This window comes from Mycoplasmopsis canis PG 14, from assembly GCF_001553195.1.
Classification (GTDB): domain Bacteria; phylum Bacillota_I; class Bacilli_A; order Mycoplasmatales; family Metamycoplasmataceae; genus Mycoplasmopsis; species Mycoplasmopsis canis.
Genome location: NZ_CP014281.1, coordinates 243,277 through 262,272, shown reverse-complemented (window position 1 = coordinate 262,272; position 18,996 = coordinate 243,277). Strand labels below are relative to the sequence as shown.

15 protein-coding genes are annotated in these 18,996 nt (G+C 27.9%); 12 read left to right on the top strand and 3 right to left on the bottom strand.

The annotated features are described in order from the left end of the window. Positions 1-17: 17 nt before the first annotated feature. From era to ybeY, 3 genes are read right to left on the bottom strand one after another with little or no spacing between them, the layout of a single operon-like run. Positions 18-896 carry a GTPase Era gene (era, locus tag AXW82_RS00980; protein ID WP_004794859.1) on the bottom strand — a complete coding sequence of 293 codons (879 nt, stop codon included), beginning with the start codon at positions 894-896 and terminating at the stop codon, positions 18-20. Further along, a complete protein-coding gene (gene cdd, locus AXW82_RS00975; protein WP_004794865.1) occupies positions 896-1,288 on the bottom strand; it encodes a cytidine deaminase in 393 nt (130 codons plus the stop codon). Before cdd ends, era begins: the two co-directional genes overlap by 1 nt. 4 nt (positions 1,289-1,292) lie before the next feature. Then, positions 1,293-1,784, bottom strand: coding sequence for an rRNA maturation RNase YbeY (ybeY, locus tag AXW82_RS00970; protein WP_004794868.1), 492 nt, complete (start codon positions 1,782-1,784; stop codon positions 1,293-1,295). Positions 1,785-1,917: 133 nt separating this feature from the next. Between ybeY and AXW82_RS00965 the strand changes: the two genes are divergently transcribed. The 12 genes from AXW82_RS00965 to AXW82_RS00910 all read left to right on the top strand — a co-directional run bounded on the left by AXW82_RS00965 (position 1,918) and on the right by AXW82_RS00910 (position 18,988). Then, on the top strand, positions 1,918-7,350 hold the full coding sequence (locus AXW82_RS00965; RefSeq protein ID WP_060913321.1) for an MGA_1079 family surface serine endopeptidase: 5,433 nt from the start codon (positions 1,918-1,920) through the stop codon (positions 7,348-7,350). 191 nt (positions 7,351-7,541) lie between these two features. Next, positions 7,542-8,135, top strand: a complete 594-nt coding sequence (gene rplK, locus AXW82_RS00960) for a 50S ribosomal protein L11 (protein WP_004794870.1) — start codon at positions 7,542-7,544, stop codon at positions 8,133-8,135. Further along, a complete protein-coding gene (gene rplA / locus AXW82_RS00955; RefSeq protein ID WP_004794872.1) occupies positions 8,135-8,830 on the top strand; it encodes a 50S ribosomal protein L1 in 696 nt (231 codons plus the stop codon). The genes rplK and rplA overlap by 1 nt, the downstream gene beginning before the upstream one ends. 121 nt (positions 8,831-8,951) lie before the next feature. After that, on the top strand, positions 8,952-11,609 hold the full coding sequence (gyrA, locus tag AXW82_RS00950) for a DNA gyrase subunit A (protein WP_004794874.1): 2,658 nt from the start codon (positions 8,952-8,954) through the stop codon (positions 11,607-11,609). An 82-nt stretch (positions 11,610-11,691) separates the two neighbouring features. Continuing rightward, a complete protein-coding gene (gene trmB / locus AXW82_RS00945) occupies positions 11,692-12,303 on the top strand; it encodes a tRNA (guanosine(46)-N7)-methyltransferase TrmB (protein ID WP_004794876.1) in 612 nt (203 codons plus the stop codon). An 8-nt stretch (positions 12,304-12,311) separates the two neighbouring features. Then, a complete protein-coding gene (locus AXW82_RS00940) occupies positions 12,312-13,391 on the top strand; it encodes a M42 family metallopeptidase (protein ID WP_004794877.1) in 1,080 nt (359 codons plus the stop codon). Positions 13,392-13,482: 91 nt separating this feature from the next. Beyond that, complete coding sequence (locus tag AXW82_RS00935; RefSeq protein ID WP_004794878.1) at positions 13,483-13,725, top strand: YneF family protein; 243 nt, start codon at positions 13,483-13,485, stop codon at positions 13,723-13,725. A 64-nt stretch (positions 13,726-13,789) separates the two neighbouring features. Next, positions 13,790-15,598: a potassium transporter TrkG gene (locus AXW82_RS00930; RefSeq protein WP_004794880.1), complete on the top strand. Its 1,809-nt coding sequence runs from the start codon at positions 13,790-13,792 to the stop codon at positions 15,596-15,598. A gap of 8 nt (positions 15,599-15,606) precedes the next feature. Beyond that, entirely contained in the window at positions 15,607-16,281 is a 675-nt protein-coding gene (locus AXW82_RS00925) for a potassium channel family protein (RefSeq protein WP_004794882.1), read from the top strand. 118 nt (positions 16,282-16,399) lie between these two features. Next, complete coding sequence (locus tag AXW82_RS00920) at positions 16,400-16,840, top strand: division/cell wall cluster transcriptional repressor MraZ (protein ID WP_004794884.1); 441 nt, start codon at positions 16,400-16,402, stop codon at positions 16,838-16,840. Between the two features lie 3 nt (positions 16,841-16,843). Continuing rightward, the gene (rsmH, locus tag AXW82_RS00915; protein WP_004794886.1) at positions 16,844-17,746 is read left to right on the top strand and encodes a 16S rRNA (cytosine(1402)-N(4))-methyltransferase RsmH; all 903 of its coding nucleotides are present in this window, start codon (positions 16,844-16,846) and stop codon (positions 17,744-17,746) included. Between the two features lie 21 nt (positions 17,747-17,767). Continuing rightward, positions 17,768-18,988: an MAG3720 family protein gene (locus AXW82_RS00910; RefSeq protein ID WP_004794888.1), complete on the top strand. Its 1,221-nt coding sequence runs from the start codon at positions 17,768-17,770 to the stop codon at positions 18,986-18,988. Positions 18,989-18,996: the final 8 nt, after the last annotated feature.

Genomic DNA, 18,996 nt, shown 5'->3' with positions numbered 1-18,996 from the left:
GCACAATTTAGTGCTTTTTAATAACCAAATTTTGATAATGACTCGGGATCATCATTTCATTTTTTTGCAACTTTGACTTTAAGTGTTAAAGTAACTTTAGTTTGTAATTGTTGCATGATTTTAATTCTTGCAATTTTACCAATCTCTTTGATTTTAGAAGCGTTTTTTCCAATAACCATTCCTTTTTGAGAGTCTTTTTTAACATAAATAATACCATCAATTATCGTGTGGTCTGGATCATCTTCGTTGAATTCTAAAATCTCTACAGCAATTGAATGTGGCAGTTCATCATAAAGAGCGTTAATTGCTGATTCTCTAATTATTTCCTTAGCTAAAAATCTAACTGTTTTATCTGTTACATAATCCTCATCATATTGTGCTTCACCTTCATATGAATAATTATCTTTTATTAAATCAATTAAAGAATAAATTGAATTTAAATTATTAACATCAGTTGAAACAATATGTTCAAAATTATATTCAGATAATTCTTGTATTTTTTTTGTCATTGCTTCAGGATTACCCTTTATCTTTGAAACTTTAGATACAACAGCAATTTTATGAGGGTGATTAGAAATTTTTTCTAAAATCATTCTATCACCAGGTCCTATTTTTTCATCTGCAGGACTTAAAAATAAAAGTACATCAACATTTTTTGTTGCATCGTACGCAGATTTATTTAATGATTCACCAAGTTTATTTTCGGGTTTATGTATACCAGGTGTATCAGTAAAAATAAGTTGGAAATCATCTTCTGTATATATTCCTGTGATTTGGTCTCTTGTTGTTTGTGCTGTATCGGTTACTATAGCAACATTATAACCAACAATAGCATTTACTAAACTACTTTTACCTACATTCGGTCTACCTAATATGCTTGCAAAACAAATTTTCATTATTGAATATCTTTCATGTGAACAGGGTATGGTACAAGTTCTGAAAGTTTGTTAATTCTTACTTTAGATCCATCATTTGAGTATTGATATACTAAAGCATCCATAGGCATAAATTCAGTCATAACTTGTCTACATCCAGCACATGGACTAATTTCATCTAATTTTTTAGCAATAATATGGATTTCTTTGAATGTCCCAACTTTACCACCGTATGCTACTGAACCAAATAAAGCACTTCTTTCAGCGCATAACCCTGATGGATAAGCGGCATTTTCGACATTAACACCATGATATTCTTTTCCGTCTTCATCAATTGCTATAGCAGCAACTTGAAAATTTGAATAAGGTGCATAAGATCTTTTTAATAAGTTTTTTAGTGTTTCTATATTCATAGTTTTATTCCTCTCTTGTTATACCTAATGGGTTAAATATATCATCAACCATTTTATTCATTTCGATTCTTTCGTTTTCGACTTCATGATCAAAACCTTGTAAATGAACTAAGCCGTGAGTAAATAAATAGCAATATTCTCTTCTAATTGAGTGATTAAATTTCTTTGCTTGTCTTTTAACTCTATCTCATGAAATAACAAGTTCACCTAAATGGATAAAAGGCAACTTTGAATAAAGATCATTATCTCTAAAATCAAAAGACAAAATGTCTGTTATATAATCTTTATTTCGATATTCCTTGTTTAAAATTCTTATTTCATTTCTCGAAACAATTGAAACATCTAACATTATCTGTTTTTTTCTGTCTAATTTAAAATAATTAGCAAAATTTTGAAGTATTTTTTCCATTTCGTTTTCAAAAGTTTCTGGTGCCTTAATTTTGTTGTTGATATTAATATTTAATTGGTATTTAAACATAGTAAAATTATATAACATATTTTTTTCTTATTTAATTAATATTAATTAAAAAATATAAAAAAATAAGATTTTTTTGACCGAAAAAAATAAAAAATGTATAATGTTTTAATATTATTTTTAATAATATTCACAAAGTAACAAAGGAGCAAATATGAGTGATAAAAAAAATAACAAGAAAAAACTTTTATGAATTGCCTTAGGGGCGCTTGGTCTTGCGATTGCAGGTACAGCAACAGGTGTGGCAATAAGTAAAAGTTTAAGTAAGGATAAAGTTAAAGATAAAAGAGAATCTTTAAAGGAAATATTAGCGGATAAAAACTTAAATATTCCATCTAATATGAAAGAATATTTACAAGAATTATCTCAATCAGAATCATTTGATAACTCTTTAAATATTGAAGATATTAAATCATCTTTAATCAATTGAACTGTTATTGAAAAATATTCAAAAGAATTAGAAAATGAAAAAGTTAATATAGAATTTATCGAATTTTTGGAAAACGCAAATAACTTAAAAATTAACGATGTAAAAGCAGAAAAGAATAACCTTGAAAAATTGTTAAATAACAAAAATGCAAATTCAATTACTGAATTAATTAATAATAAATCTAAAATCAAAGAATTAGAAAATCAGTTAGGGCAATTTGCTTCAGGAACTCAAAATTCACAAGAAGACTTTAATCAAATTAAAGCAATTTTATTTAAAAATCCTCCTATCATATCAAGTGATAGTATAGACTCTTACAAAACGGCAATGAAAAATGATTACAAAGCGAATTCAAGCTTAAAGTCTTCATTAAAAAATATTATAGATATCGATAGTAAAGCTAGAGAATTGATTAGCGCTGCAAATGAAATAAAGGCTAAAGAAACAAAAAATGAAAAACAACATGCTGCATTGATTAAATTTGCTAATATCTTTAACGATAGCAACCAAGTAAAGGAAGATAAATTTGCTGATTCATCATTACTAGAAGAAATGATTATTTTGATTAGTGACTTTAATAATGCATTAAAACCTGAAAATCCAAATAATGATTCAGGAAATGTTAATAATAATCCGTCACAAGATGGTGGTGAAGAAAAAACAATAGAACAAGAAAAAAATGAAGCAAAAGCATTTGTTTCATCATTGGAAAAATTATCAGATGCATTGAAAATAAAATATTCTGAAAAAATCAATGATTTGACAATTTCGGCATCAATCAAAGAAGTTAAAGATAGAGCAAGTTCATATAACCAAGTAGTTGATAAAATTATTAGTGCTATTTCTAAAGCGAATGAAGTTAAACAAACACAGAAATATAATAATGCTTCAAATAAAGATGAATTTGATGCAAAATTAGTTGAAATACAAAATCTATTAGAAGAAAATAAATTAAAAACAAATGATGAGTTTTTAGAACTTAACTCAAAATTAGAAGATATTAAAAATGATCTAGAAAAATTAGAAGAGCTAAAAAATGAATTAAATGGTGATATTAGTAGCGACAAAATCAATGAATTTAAATCAATGGTTGAAAATTCATTAACTTCCTCTATAAGCGATAGAGTTAACGCTTATGGTATGGAAAATCTACTATACAGTGCTTCTATAACTTCTGAAAATAAACCTTTATTTATATCTGAAAATGAAGTAGATGGTGTTGAGCTAGAATTTAAAAATGTTTATGTATCTGATGATAATATCAATGAGTTAAATGTTGTTTATAAAGCAAAAAGTAAAACTGATGAATCATTAGTTACAGAAGTTACTGAAAAAGTTCTTTTTTCAAATGACTTTAATGAAAAGGTTAATGCAATTACATTTACAAATTTAGACGAATTATTTGAGTTTGAGTATAATGATTTTAACAAATATTTCGAGTCTGATTTAGTGGATAAGAAAAATGAAATATTAGAAATTTTTAAGAAAAAATTAAACAATGTAAATGGTTTCTTTACTTATAAAATTAATGATGAAACTATTTCATTCGAGAATAATAAGATATCTTTAAATGTTGAATTTTGGTTTAATAACAAAAAATTTAAAAATATAAAATTATCAACTTTAAATAATGTTTCGTTAAAAGATAATTTTTGAAAAGGTATTTCAATTACAATGAGTGATGAATTTAAGAGCTCAGAATTTTATAATAATCCAGATCAATTTTATTTTTATAACTACATTTTACATTCTAAACAAGGAAGTCTTTTTAACACATGATTTACAATAAATGTTTTTAATAAAGAAAAAGATAAGAATTCAAAATTAGCAAACAAAACATTAGAGTCACTTGTTAACTTAATTGAACCAACTTCTTCAAGTAATAATCCTAGCGCTTTAACCACTGATGAAATTAAGTCCATAATGAATAGTCTTAAAGCGGATATGATTAATAAATTATTTAATATCAATGTTGATCCTGGGATAACATACGAATTAATCAATTTCGATAATAATGTTATATTTGAATCAACCGATAGACCATTTTATTCAGCCAAATTTAAATTTAATATAGTTAAAAATGGACAACCACCAAGAGAATTAATAGTTCCAGTTACGTCAAAATTAAATAATTCTGATGATCAAGATGTTAAGGATTTAAACTTTTTAAAAAGCTTAATTGAAACAAGTGATAAAGAAGATCCTTCAAAACTTTATGAATTTATTAAAGTAAAAGATAAAAACAAAACTCATAATCAATTTAATTCTAAGGATGCTATTAAAGTATTTAACGAGAACTACGAATTACCTAAAAAAGGTAAATTTCAACTTTATGCACATTCATTAGAAGAATTTTCAAATCTAGCAAGCGATCCAAAAAAATCAAGTGAAGGAGCGACAGCAAAAATAAGATTTTGAATAACTGAGGATGGTCAACCATTAAACGAACAGTATAATAAGTACAAACTTGTATTTCAAGACGCAAGAAAAAAATATCATTTCGGTTCATTTTCTAAAAAAATCAAATATTTTAAACCTTTATCATTTAGGGACATTAAACCTTTAGAGGGATCAGAGTGATTTACACAAAATGATTTTGTCGAGTCTGAGTCAAGAGTATCTGATGAGGATAAAAATATCATTAATTCAATAACAAGTAGAAGTTTCTTGTTTAGAAAAACAGAGGGATCTGTCGGTAAGAAAACTAAATTATATGCATTGGTTGACCCTAAAGATATAATAGAACAAAAAGCATTTGAAATGATTAACTATGTTCTTAAACTAAATGATTCTTCTGCAAAAGAAAGCGAAGATTCTTCATTTAGTAATACAAAACCGGGTACTGTTGCAGATGATAAACCAATTAATACAAATACATCAAATGATGACTTTTATACATCTAACGATGTCATAAGCGCAGATGGAGAATCGTTAAGTAATAGTAATTTTAAAAAATTAATTAATGATTATTTTATGTATTTTTATGATGTCACAAGTGATCAAGATAATTCTTTATCATTTAAGTTAGGATTCATAAACAAACAAGATACAAAGAAAAGATTTACAAACGGCCAAACTATAAAATTAATCAATTTGAGAAATGATTATAAGGAGAATTTGTATCCACAAGTTTTACTTAATAGAATTAAAATTAGTGACTTTACTTTTAGACCAGGAACATTAAGCTTAAATGAATTTGCAGAAAAAGTAAGATCAAATAGTCAAGAAATACAAACTATGTTTTCTTGAAAGGAAAATTCCTTATCATACAAAAATTATTCTTTATCAAAAGAAAACATTTCTGTGGATGAAGTAAAAAGTGTTCGTTCAACAAATGGGACTAATTCTATTTACATAAAATTCAAATATTTAAATCCAGTATCTAATAAAGTGTACAAAGGAAATAATTGGTATAAAGTTTCTGGATTTTCTGATACATCATTTGAAACAACAAATAGTTTATTATTTGAAAATAATAATTTAAAAACCATTTTTGATTCGGAAAATTCTATAAAAAGAGAAAGAATTTTGGAACCATATTATAAGGACACATTATGATCATTTAACAAAAGCGAGGAAAAAGCATTTTGAACTTTAGATGAGAAATATATAAGAAAAACCTTGTTGCAAAATGGTTCTAGAGACAGAAAAATTAAAGTTCAATTATTTGGTAATTTGTTGATACAAGATTTGAAAAGATTAACAAGAATAAGTGGGCAAGAAAAAGGATATTCATTTGAGTTTGATTTCGAAAGAATGATAAATGGAGAAACATTAACTTCTACTATTCAAACATATGAATATACCAATGAAAATACTAATTCTTCTTACCCTAGACCTCATTTCACTATAAGAGCGAAATATATTAGCGGTGAAGGAATAAAGTTAGAAGTTGAAATGGTTGAAAAAGAATTTAAACTCTTTTTAGGTAATCCGTATGCAGAAGCGATAACATCTAAAGAATTATCTACAAGATACGGAGAATTTAGCAAAGAAAAAGCATTTCTTTTAAACCATGAAGGTGCTCAAATTAGTGTTGTTTATACTAATTCTATTGAACACGAAGAATTTAACCAAGAAACTAACTTATTCGATTATAAACACTTAGATTACAATCAAGAGAATCAGCCAATAACATTTTATACACCTGAAGAAGTTATTAATTCAAAAGAATACAACCCTAACCAAAATGTTTCTTATGAATTACATAACGGATATTTACAAGACCAAGAGTATATGCATTCTTCTTGAAAAAATATTGATCTAGTTAATAATGTAAGAGCTAGAAGTTTCGCATATAATAGAGGTACAGCAACTCAAATTGCAAAGGTAAGTAAAGATCCTAATGACTTAAGATACTATATAATTACAAATAATCACGTACAACATATAGATAGTTTTAGCCAGTTACAAGGTGATAGACTTGCTCATAAACACACTGCTGGATATATAACAAAAACATCAAATAACTTTGGAAATAATGTTGATGCAGGATTTTCATATTGAGGCGGTTTAAATACAGCTAATAATATCCCTATAGAACTTATTTGATCAGGTGTTGATCAAAAGAATAAAAAAGGTGAACAAGTAAATGGCCAAAATGTTGACATAACAATTTTTGCTGTAGATGTTAAAGAATTAATTAAAAACGCAAGAAGAGAAGGAAAATTTGATCTTGCTCTTTGGTTTGAAAACTGAGCTAGCTTGAAAGATACAACACTAGACTTTAGTGGTGTTAAAAAAGGTGTTTACTTTGGGCAAAACCTAAAAAGATTTGGTATGAGCGGTTTCCCATATGGAAAACAATCAGGATATTATCTTAATAGAGCCGCATCATCAACCACTACTGTTGGTTTAATTAGACAAAACGGATATGTTCCAACATTTTATAATGCAGGTAATTCAGGTACTGGTATTTTAGGTGATGATAATGAATATATATCAACAATAAACTCTGGTGCGCCATTAACATTTTTACAATCATGAAATAATGAACACTCAACAATGAATTATTTTGGAATTAATTATGATAATGAACACCCATTAGATCTTAAGAACACTAATTCTCTTGCTGCTCAAATAATAAGATGACATTTAACCAAACCATCTGAAGTAAGTATGCCTTGATTCTTAAGAGATATAAAAAAGGAAAAATAAAGTAGGTTGTAAGACCTATTTTTTTATAAAAAAATCATTTATAGCTTGCTTATAGTGGTTAAATATTTTATTTATCATTTTTATAAATTAACTTTTTTAATATAATTAAAAAGCAATATAAATAATATTGCCTCTTACTAGTGGGAGATATAAAGAATATCGCTAGACCACAATATCGAAAGGATACAAACATGGCAAAAAAAGAAATACAACGTATTGCTAAATTGCAATTCCCTGCCGGGAAAGCTAAACCAGGTCCTGCACTTGCTGGTGTAGGTGTAAACATGCCTGAGTTTACAAAAGCATTTAACGATGCAACAAGAGATAGAGGGGACGAACCAGTTCCAGTACAAATTACAGTTTACAAAGATAAGACATTTGAATTCAAATTATTTACATCACCAGCTTCATACAAAATTAAACAAGCTGCTAAAATTCAATCAGGTTCAAAAAACGCTAAAACAACAATAGTTGCAACAATTTCTAAAGAACAATTAAGAGAAATCGCTGAATATAAATTACCTGACTTAAACACAAACGATGTTGATGCTGCTATGGCTACAATCGCCGGAACAGCAAAACAAATGGGTGTTTTAGTTGAAGGTTATGACGATATTTTTAAAGCTAAAGCCGCTGCAAAAGCTGCTGCAAAAGCTGCTGCTTTAGCAGATGCTAAAGCCGCTGCATTAGATGCAGACTTGGCTAATTTAGCTGAAACAAAAGGTCAAGCAATTGAAGTAAAAACAATTAGTGATGAAGAAAAAGCTAACGAAGGAGATGAATAATGGCTAAACGTTTATCAAAAAACCTTAAAAATGCTCGTGAATCATTCGACAGAACACTTGCTTATGAATTAGAAGAAGCAATTGAATTAGCTAAAAAAACTTCATACGCTAAATTTGATGCATCAATAGACCTTGCATTTAACTTAAACCTTGATGTTCGTAAAGCTGACCAACAATTACGTGGTGCTGTATTATTACCAAATGGTACAGGAAAATCAGTTAGAGTTTTAGTTGCTACAAATAATGTTGAAAAAGCAAAATTATCAAAAGAAGCAGGAGCTGACATAGTTGTTGATGGACAAGCTTTAGAACAAAAAATCAAAGAAGATGACTTTGATTTTGATGTTATGGTTGCTGACCCTGCAATGATGCCTTTATTAGGGAAATATGGTAAAAAATTAGGACCAAAAGGTTTAATGCCAAACCCTAAAACAGGTACAGTTACACCAACTCCTGAAAAAGCTGTTGAAGAACTTAAAAAAGGTAAAGCAAACTACCGTACAGATAAAGCAGGTATTGTTCATTCATTAATTGGTAAAAAATCAATGTCTACAGAAGCTTTAGTTGAAAACGCAAAAGTACTTATCTCTTTAATTAAAAAACTTAAACCAGCTGCTGTTAAAGGTACATATATGTTAAACTTAACAGTTTCAGCATCAATGGGACCAAGTGTTAAAATTAAAATTGAAAAATAATTAAAAAACCTCGAAAGGGGTTTTTTAATTAGCCAAATTCACTTGAAATTAGCCATTTTTATGATATAATTTATTTAATAAAATAAATTTTATTAAATATTGATATTTTGGAGCGTTAAATATGGAAAAAGATTTGAATAAAGATGAAGAAATCAAAAAAATCAACGATTTAGACCAAGAACAAGAATATGATTATGAAGAAGATAGCAGAATGATATTCAAAAAGAAAAAAGAAGTTAAAGAATTTGATGAACAAGAAGAAGAGGCACCACAAAATAGTGATGATTATCAAGTAGAATCACAATTAATCTCTGAACCTGTTGATGGATTAAATCCTGTAATACTTGATAACGAGATGAAAACTTCTTTTTTAGAATACGCAATGAGTGTTATAGTTTCTCGTGCATTACCAGATGCAAGAGATGGTTTAAAACCTGTACATAGAAGAATTTTATATGATATGTTTGAATTAGGTATCACCGCAAGCTCACAACATAGAAAAAGTGCTCGTATTGTAGGGGATGTACTTGGTAAATATCACCCACACGGTGATACATCAGTTTATGATGCAATGGTACGTATGGCTCAAGATTTTTCAATGCGTTATCCTTTAGTTGACGGACACGGTAACTTTGGTTCTATTGATGGTGATCAACCAGCGGCTATGCGTTATACAGAAGCAAGAATGACAAAACTTTCAGGTGAACTATTAGAAAGTATTAGAAAAGATACTGTTGATTTTGTTGATAACTATGATTCAACAGAAAAAGAACCCGTTGTACTTCCATCAAGATTTCCTAATTTATTCGTAACAGGAGCTTCAGGTATAGCTGTCGGTATGGCTACAGAAATACCACCACACAATTTAGGTGAGATAATAGATGCTACAATTGCATTAGCTCAAGATCCTGAAATTTCAATAAGTGGATTAATGAAACATGTAAAAGGGCCTGATTTCCCTACTGGTGGAATTATTTTAGGTAAAAAAGGTATCGTAGATACGTATGAAACAGGACGCGGAAGCATAATAGTTCGTTCTAAAACTGAAGTGATAGAAAATGCAAATGGAAAGTCAAGGATTATTATTACAGAAATTCCGTATGCAGTTAAAACAAGTACAATTGTTCAAAAAATAGTGGATCTTGTAAAAGATAAAGTTATTGAAGGTATTTCGGACATAAGAGATGAAACTAATTTAAATGGAATTAGAATAGTTTTAGATATTAAAAAAGGATTTAATGCACACATTATCTTAAATCAATTATTTCAAAAATCATATTTACAAGTTTCTTATAGCTCAAACGTTGTTGCTCTAGTTAAGGGTGAGCCAAGAACATTAAATTTAAAACAAGGTTTAGAAGTTTATCTTGATCATCAAAAAGAAGTTGTAACAAGAAGATTAAATTATGACTTGGCTAAGGCTGAAGAAAAAGTGCATATTCTTGAAGGGTTAAAAATTGCTGTTCAAAACATTGATGAAGTAGTAAAAATAATTAAAACTTCAAAAACAGATCAAATAGCTCAAGAAAGATTAGCAGAAAGATTTAATTTATCTGAAAGACAAACTAAGGCAATTCTAGACATGAACCTTCGTCGTTTAACAGGTTTAAATTATGAAAAAATGGTCGAAGAAATAAATGCTTTATATATTGAAATAGCGGGATATAAAGCTGTTTTAGAAGATGAGCAAAAATTAATTAACTTAATAATCGAAGAATTAACAGTTATAAAAGAGAAGTATTCTGATGAAAGAAGAACTCATATCGATTATTTTGGGGTTGGAAAAATAAATGACGAAGATTTAATTCCTCAGAGTGAAATCGTTATTACTAGTTCAGTTAATGGTTATGTTAAGAGAATTAATTTAGATGAATACAACACACAAAATAGAGGCGGAGTTGGAAGCATAAGTATGAAGACTTATGGCGATGATGATATTTCAATGATTATCAAGGCATCTACTCATACAGACTTATTATTATTCTCTAACTTTGGTAAGGCTTATGCTCTTAGAGGATATCAAATTCCTGAAGGCTCAAAACAAAGCAAGGGTGTTCCTTTTATAAATATTATTGAAACACTTAATGTAGAAGGTGGAGAAAAAATTATTTCAATTATTGATGCAGGTTCATTTGAGGATGATTTATATCTAGCTACAATAACTAAAAAAGGTATTTTCAAAAAAACTCCACTATCATTATTTAGTAATGTTCGTAGAAATGGTTTATTAGCTTTTAAATTGCAAGAAGGAGATCAATTAGTTAGGGCTTTTGTTGCTGCAGAAGGCGATAATATTTTGGTAGCAAATAATTATAAAAATATTGCATTATTTAATATTGATGATGTAAGAGCATTAGGAAGAACTGCGATGGGTGTTAAAGCTATAAAACTAGTTGATGATCAATATGTAATAAATGCATCTTCGAATAAAGATGGAAATTTAGTTCTTTCTTTAGGAAGTAAAGGTTTTGGTAAAATTACTGATGAATCTGAGTACAGAATCGCAAGAAGGGGAGCTAAAGGTATTTCAGGAATTAACCCTGAAAAAGCCGGAAATCTTGTTTTTGCATCTTATGTTAAGTCAGAAGATGAATTATTAGTTATAACTAAGAGTGGATCTACAATTAGAGTCAAAATTAGTCAAATTAGTGAAACATCAAGAAATACAAAAGGTGTTAAGATAATAAATCTCAAAGATAGTGATGAAATAGTTGCAGTTGAAGTTATAAAAACTCATATAAACGAAGAACAATCAGAAACGACTATAGAAAATGAATAATATTGAGCTTGCTTATGCAAGCTTTTTTAATAGACTTTAATTTATAACTAAAATTAAAGTTTTTTATTATAATATATTTAATATGAGATTAAGACATGACAAAACAGCGATTACTAAATTAAACGAATCTACTTTTTTCATAAAAGATTTTCCTATAAAAGTTAAAGATACTGATGTTATTGAAATAGGTGCTGGTAAGGGAGAAATGATTTCACAACTAGCAAAATCTAACCCTGATATTAGATACTTTGCTCTTGAAAAGTATCCAACAGTTGCTAATAAGATTTTAAAAAAGATTAATGACCTTAAATTAAGTAATCTTTTTATCATAGCAAAGGATGCTAATGAACTACCAAATATTTTTGAAGGTAGAGTTAATAAAATTTGGCTAACATTCTCGGATCCATGACCAAAGAATGCTCACGAAAAAAGAAGATTAACATATAAAACTTTCTTGGATTTATATAAAAATCTTTTAACAGAATCAGGTCAATTACTTTTCAAAACTGATAATGATAAACTTTTTGAGTTCTCTGTTGAATCTTTAAATCAAAATAATTGAAATATTATTGATTTAACAACTAATTTACATGATTCAAAGTACAATGAAACTAATTTTAGAACAGGTTATGAAGAGAAATGATCATCACTTGGTAAAAATATTAATTTCCTAATTGCAGAATATAAGAAATAGAGGTAACTATGCAACAAAAATTTAAAGAAAGATTAATTAAGTACATGAACATAGAGGCTATGTCAAGATATGAAGAACCCGTAGCTGAAGAATTAAGAAACAATATAAACAAGATTTATGAAGTATCTAGAGATAAGTTTGGTTCTATTATATTTCACAAACCTTCAAAAAACAAAAATGCCCCAAAAGTTATGATTGCAGCTCACATGGATGAAGTGGGTTATGTAGTTAAGTCAATAACTAAACAAGGTCAAATTTTAGTTTCGCCTATTGGCGGGATTTGAGCTTCAACAGTTATTGGAACAAAAGCTAAACTTATCACTTCTACAAATGAAGAGTTTTTAGGTGTTTTTGGACATACAAGTATTCATATAATGGAAAGAGAAAAGATTTCAAAAGCTCTTACTAATGATGAATTATATGTAGATTTTGGTTTTGCAAGTAAAGAAGAAGCAGAAAATTATGGCGTAGAAATTGGTGATAGAATCCAAATGTCTGGTGAAGTTATTGAATTTAAAAACCCTGACTTAATCGGTGGAAAAGCAATGGATAACCGTGCAGGCGTAACTGTATTAGAGACTATTGCGAACAATATAGCGGATTATGATTTAGATGTTGACCTATATTTAGTCGGAACAGTTCAGGAAGAGGTAGGGACAAGGGGAGCAAGAACATCGGTTAGCATAATCAAACCTGATATAGCAATTGCTTTAGACACAACTTCATCTCATGATACATTTGGCACAATAGAAGGTACAACTGCATTATTTAAAGGCGCAGCTTTAAGAGTTAAAGATGGTGGAACTTTAATGGACCCTAAATTGGTTGAGTTTTTTGTTAAAACAGCGCAAAAACATAATATTAAAGCTTATAAATTTGTTGCAGCTGGTGGCGGTACTGATGCAAAAGAATTGCAATTTTCACCTAACGGTGGAGCTGCAACAATTACAATTTCATTACCACAAAGATATTTACATAGCCCTATCGGTGTTTGTTCAATTAGTGATCTATTGAGCGCTTCAGATTTAATAATAAACTTTTTAAAAGACTTAAGTTTAGAAGTTTTCGAAAATATTAAATACAAGTAATCAAAAGAGAATAAAGTTGTAAAAATATAGTATAATAATTTAAAATAGATATTATATATTTAATTAAATATATAATTAGGAGGTAATCATTATGGTTGAAATGTCAACAGGAATTTTTGTTATGATGATAATTTTAGTAGCTATTGGTGTGGCAGCAGCAGCAGCAATAACAACTTTCTTTTTAACAAAACGTTTTTTTGAGAAGCAATTAAGAGAAAATCCACCTGTAAATGAAAAGATGATTCGTGTTATGTTTTCACAAATGGGAAGAAAAGCAAGTGAATCACAGATTAGACAAATTATGCGTTCAATGAAAAACGCAAAGGACAACTAATTTAATATAATTCATTATGTAAAATAATGAGTTTTTTATTTTAAAGAGGTTTTTAGAGGAGAAAATGAAAAAAATTAAGTCATTTTTTAAAAAAACATTTTTTGGAAAAACAATAGATAAAGCTTTTATTTATTTAAAAAAAGTTTCCAAATTAAAATATTTATTAGTTGTTTATTTTTTAATTGTGCTTTTTTCTAGTTTATTATTATGAAGTCCAATAACACAAAAAAATCCAACTTCTGATTGATCGTCAGCAAAAAATTATGTAGATGCCTTATTTACTACAGCGAGCGCATTTAGTGATACAGGATTAGTGGTCTATAATACTTATTCACATTGAAATGTATTAGGACAAGCTACAATTGCTATTTTGATTTTATCTGGTGGTATTGGTATTTTTGCTTTAAAATTTTTTGTTATAAACTTTATTTTTAGAAAAAATATAACATTATTAAATACATTGAAAATGATCCAACACGAAAGGGGTCATGAAGACGTTAATAAAATTTCTCATGTTTTAAAGTCATCTGTAACATTTATTTTATCCGTTTCATTAATATCAGGACTCGGAATGACATTTTACTTTTATTTTGCGCCTCCAACGCATACATATGGGATTAGTCAATTTATAGGCGAATTTGTAAGTCCGCAACACAATTGAGAATTATCTTTTAGATTTGGATTTTTCCACACCATTTCAGCAATAAATAATGCAGGATTTGATATTATTTCTGGACACTCATTAATGCCTTATTATCAAAATTATGTTTTACAAATTTGGTTTATAACACTTTTAATAATAGGTGGATTAGGATACCCAGTTATTTATGATGTGCATAGATTTATTAAACATAAGTTAAGAAGAAAACAAAATAAATATAGATTCTCTTTATTTACTAAAGTTTCTTCAATAACTTATTTACTAGTATTTATTGTAGGGTTTTTAATTTTATTTGGTTATGAGTATTCATCAAATAGTGCAAGTTCATTATGGAACAAGATATATGTGCCAAACAATATGCAAGATGACTATGTAAAATGAGTAACTGTTGTAGGAGATTATAAACAAGATAACACTATCCAAGGACAAGTTATATATAATGAACTAATAAATTTACATAAAATTGCTAATAAAGATGAATTAACAACAACTATTGCAAAAGAGTTTTTTGATTTAATTAATAAAGAAACTTTTAATGGATCATTAAAAAATTACATAGAAAAAGGTTATATGTATGGAAATGATTTTGATAAAACTTTTGCAATATTATTTTCTTCTTTATCAACAAGAAGTGCAGGTTTTGCAACGGTAAACATGAGAGATTTCACAAGAAGTTCAGTAATTGTTATGATAATCATGATGGTTATTGGGGCTGCTCCATCTTCGACTGGTGGGGGTATAAGAACAACAACATTAGCAGTTGTCATTCTAAGTGTTATTTCGGTAATCTTAAGTAGAAATAGAGTAAGAATTTTCAAAAGAGCAATTGAACCTAGAACAGTTTTTATGTCTGGACAAGTTCTAGTTATTGCATTAATAATATTGATTATTTCTTCACTAATTTGCTTTACATCTTTTGACATACATGGAGGCAAGATACATACAGATGAATTATCTATTATAAATGGCCAAAATATCCATGACTCATTCTACGAAACAGAACATATATGATTTGAGGTTGCAAGTGCATTCGGAACTACAGGTTTATCAGCCGGATTAACTAAAGACTTTAATATAATTTCTAAAATTACTTTAATTTTTGTTATGTTTATTGGACAATTTGGTATTTCTTCATCACTGTTAGTTTGAAGAAGAAAAAAATCTACACAAAGAAATTATGAATATATAACAACAGATATTGTTATTGGTTAGGAGAGAAAATGAAAGTTAGATATACAAATGATATAGCAGTTATTGGATCAGGACGTTTTGGGCAATCTGTAGTAGACCAACTTTTAAAACTTGGTAAAACTATAACACTAATAGATAAAGATGAAGAAAACTTAAGATCTTATAAAGAAGACATAGAAAATTTAATTATAGGTGATGCAGCAGATATTAAATTATTAAAAGCCAATAAACTAGATAAAATTGGTACTATAGTAGTTGCTGTACCTGAAAATATTGAAATTGTTGCTGCATTGTTAGAAATAAAAGCACAAAACATTATAGCTAGAGCTACAAGCATAAGACATGCAAGAGTTCTACGTCAAATTGGTGTTGAAACAATTGTTAGTCCAGAGTACGAAACAGGTAAAAGAACTGCTCTAATTGCCGCTAACAAGAGTTTTGTTAGGTACAGCGAAAACTTACAAGAAATTGGAGATGATTTTGTTATCGGCACAACAGTAATTCAAAATAAATCACTTGACAATAAAGTTCTTAAAGATATTGACTTTAATAAAAGAGGGGTTACATTAGTATTAATAAAATCAAAAGGGAAAAGCATACGTCCAAACGGATTATCAAAAATTCATCACAATGATATAGTTACTCTAATAGGAGAAATTGCTGATGTTAATGCGGCATTTGAGTGATTGAATCAAAATGACTAAAATAGAAAATCAAGAGACAAAATCACTTGATTTTTTTATAATTTTTTTTAGAAAAAAATATGAAAATTCTTTTGAACTAAAAAATTAGTGGTAAAATATTGTAGGATAGTGGGAGAAAATGGTAAATATAATTTATGGTTTACATTCTCGAAATGCTGATGATAAGAATCGTGTTATTCTTCCTCCGGCAATAAGAGAATATTTAGGGACTAATTTCATGGTTTCTATCGGATTTGACGGAAACGCAGATTTGAGAACTAAAGAAGAATTCATGAAATACATTAAAATGTTAGAAGATCAAAGTTCTTTTGATAAAAGAGCAAGAATTATTACAAGATCAATTCTTGGTAATAGTTTCGAAGTAACATTGGACGCCATGAATAGAATTAGTTTACCTAAACATGTTGTTGAAAAACTTGCTATCCAAAAAGAAGTTATTTTTATTGGTGCTGGAACACTTGTTGAAATGTGGTCAAAAGAAATGTATGATAATTTTGAGAGCGAATATAGCGCAGATGATATTGCGGCTATGGCTCAAGAAATTTCTTTAGGGAAATAATTAATGGATAAACTACATTATTCTGTTATGTTAAATGAAACCGTGGACAGTCTGGGTGTAAGACCAGATGGAATCTATGTTGATTTAACACTTGGTATGGGTGGACATTCATCAGAAATTCTCAAGAAGCTAACATCAGGACACTTATTTTCATTTGATAAAGATCAATTTGCTATAAGAATGGCGAGTGAAAAATTATCAAAAATAAGCAATAATTTTACTTTAATTAAAAGTGATTTCCAAAATATAAAATCAAAATTAAAGAGTCTTAATGTTGAAAAAGTTGATGGAATTATAGCTGATTTAGGTTTCTCATCACCACAAGTTGACCAAGCTGATAGAGGTTTTAGTTATAATAAAGATGCTGTATTAGATATGCGAATGGATCAAGAGCAAGAAATTTCTGCTCTTGATGTGATTAACAAGTATTCTGAAGAAAAAATTAGCCAAATTTTACGTGATTACGCTGATGTAAAGCTTCATAAAAAAGTTGCGAAGGCCATCATTTCTCAAAGGCCAATTACAAGAACTTTAGAATTAGTTGAGATTATCAAAAATGCTTATCCTGCAGCTCTTTTAAGACAAAAAAATCCAGCTAAAGCAATTTTCCAAGCAATAAGAATAGAAGTAAATAATGAACTTAGTTCATTAGAAAAAATGCTTAATGATTCTCTTGAAATTTTGAACCCGAAAGGTGTTATAGCAATAATAACCTTTCATTCAATCGAAGATAGAATTGTTAAAAATTTTATTAAAAAAATAACATATTCAACTATTCCTGATAAGATGCCAATCCAGGAAGAAAAGAAATATGAAATCAAACAAATACTACCAAGTAATGAAGAAATTCAAGAAAATAAAAGATCAAAAAGTGCGAAATTAAGAATAATAAAAAAATGTTTGTAATTTAAGCTTGAGGGGGCTGATATGAAGGAAAAATTATTTATAACTTTTAATATAAATAAAAAAAACTTACAAATTTCCTCAATTTTAAAAACAAACAACAATTTTATAAAACACCAAAAAGATCAGGTTAACACCTTCGAAAATCTTGAAGAATTAAATAATTTTATATATACTTATACTCATTCTTTATCTAATAAAGAATACAATGATCTCTTTATAAACTTTATTTTTGAAGACAACTTCTTTAATAAAATTTATTTTCAAAAACAAGAATTATCATTCACAACTTATGAAGAATTTTTATCAAAAAATAAAAATTCAATAGTAAAAAATAATAACTCATGAACTTTAAATTCTGATATTTATAAATTCAAACTAACAAATAATGGCACTTCAAAGACTTATAATCAATTTCCGGAAAATACAGATTATGAGTACTTAAATGTTTTTTCATCAAGTCTAAACGTAGACAGGAGTGAAGAAATTGATAAATTTTTCTTAAAACTAGTTGCAGATCTCGATGAAATTAAGAAAAAAATGAGTTGTTCAGTTAGAATAGTAACAGCATCACAAGTATTAGCTAGCGAATACAAAAATGAGAATACCCATTATTTATTAGAATTAAATGATGAATATATATCAGTAAATATTGTTAGAAATGGTGTTATTTTATACAATGAATATATAAATCTTCCTTTCCAAGATATATTGGAATTAATAGCTAAAAAATTCCAAATAAAAACATGTGAAGCGAAATACAGAGTAAAATACATTCTTAACGAAATTATTTCTTCAAGTAGTACTAGCTATACTTTTGATGAAATAAACTTAAATATTAAGAAGATATTGCTAAATATTCAAAAAAAATTAACCGACAAAGTTGATGAAACAATAATTAAATTAAAAGACGAATTCAACTTAAATGAAGTTAAATTCGTATTAAATGAGAATAAATTTAACTTTCTTTTATCTAAGATTTTAGAAAGAAAATACGCAAAACTAAATTTTAAAGTTTCTGTAAAAGAAGTTGAAGCAAATCAGTCATTAAATTTAATTAAGTTTATTGACCATAAAGTGATCAGTTTAATTAAATTAATTGATGAAATCGGACAAAACCAATCAATTTCATCTAAAACAATAACAACCGAAATTGTTGTTAATAAAGTTATCGACAAAAAATCTCCAGGTAATATATTTTGAAATTTTTTATCAAATATTTTTGGTTTAAAAAAAGTTTTCTAATTTTTATC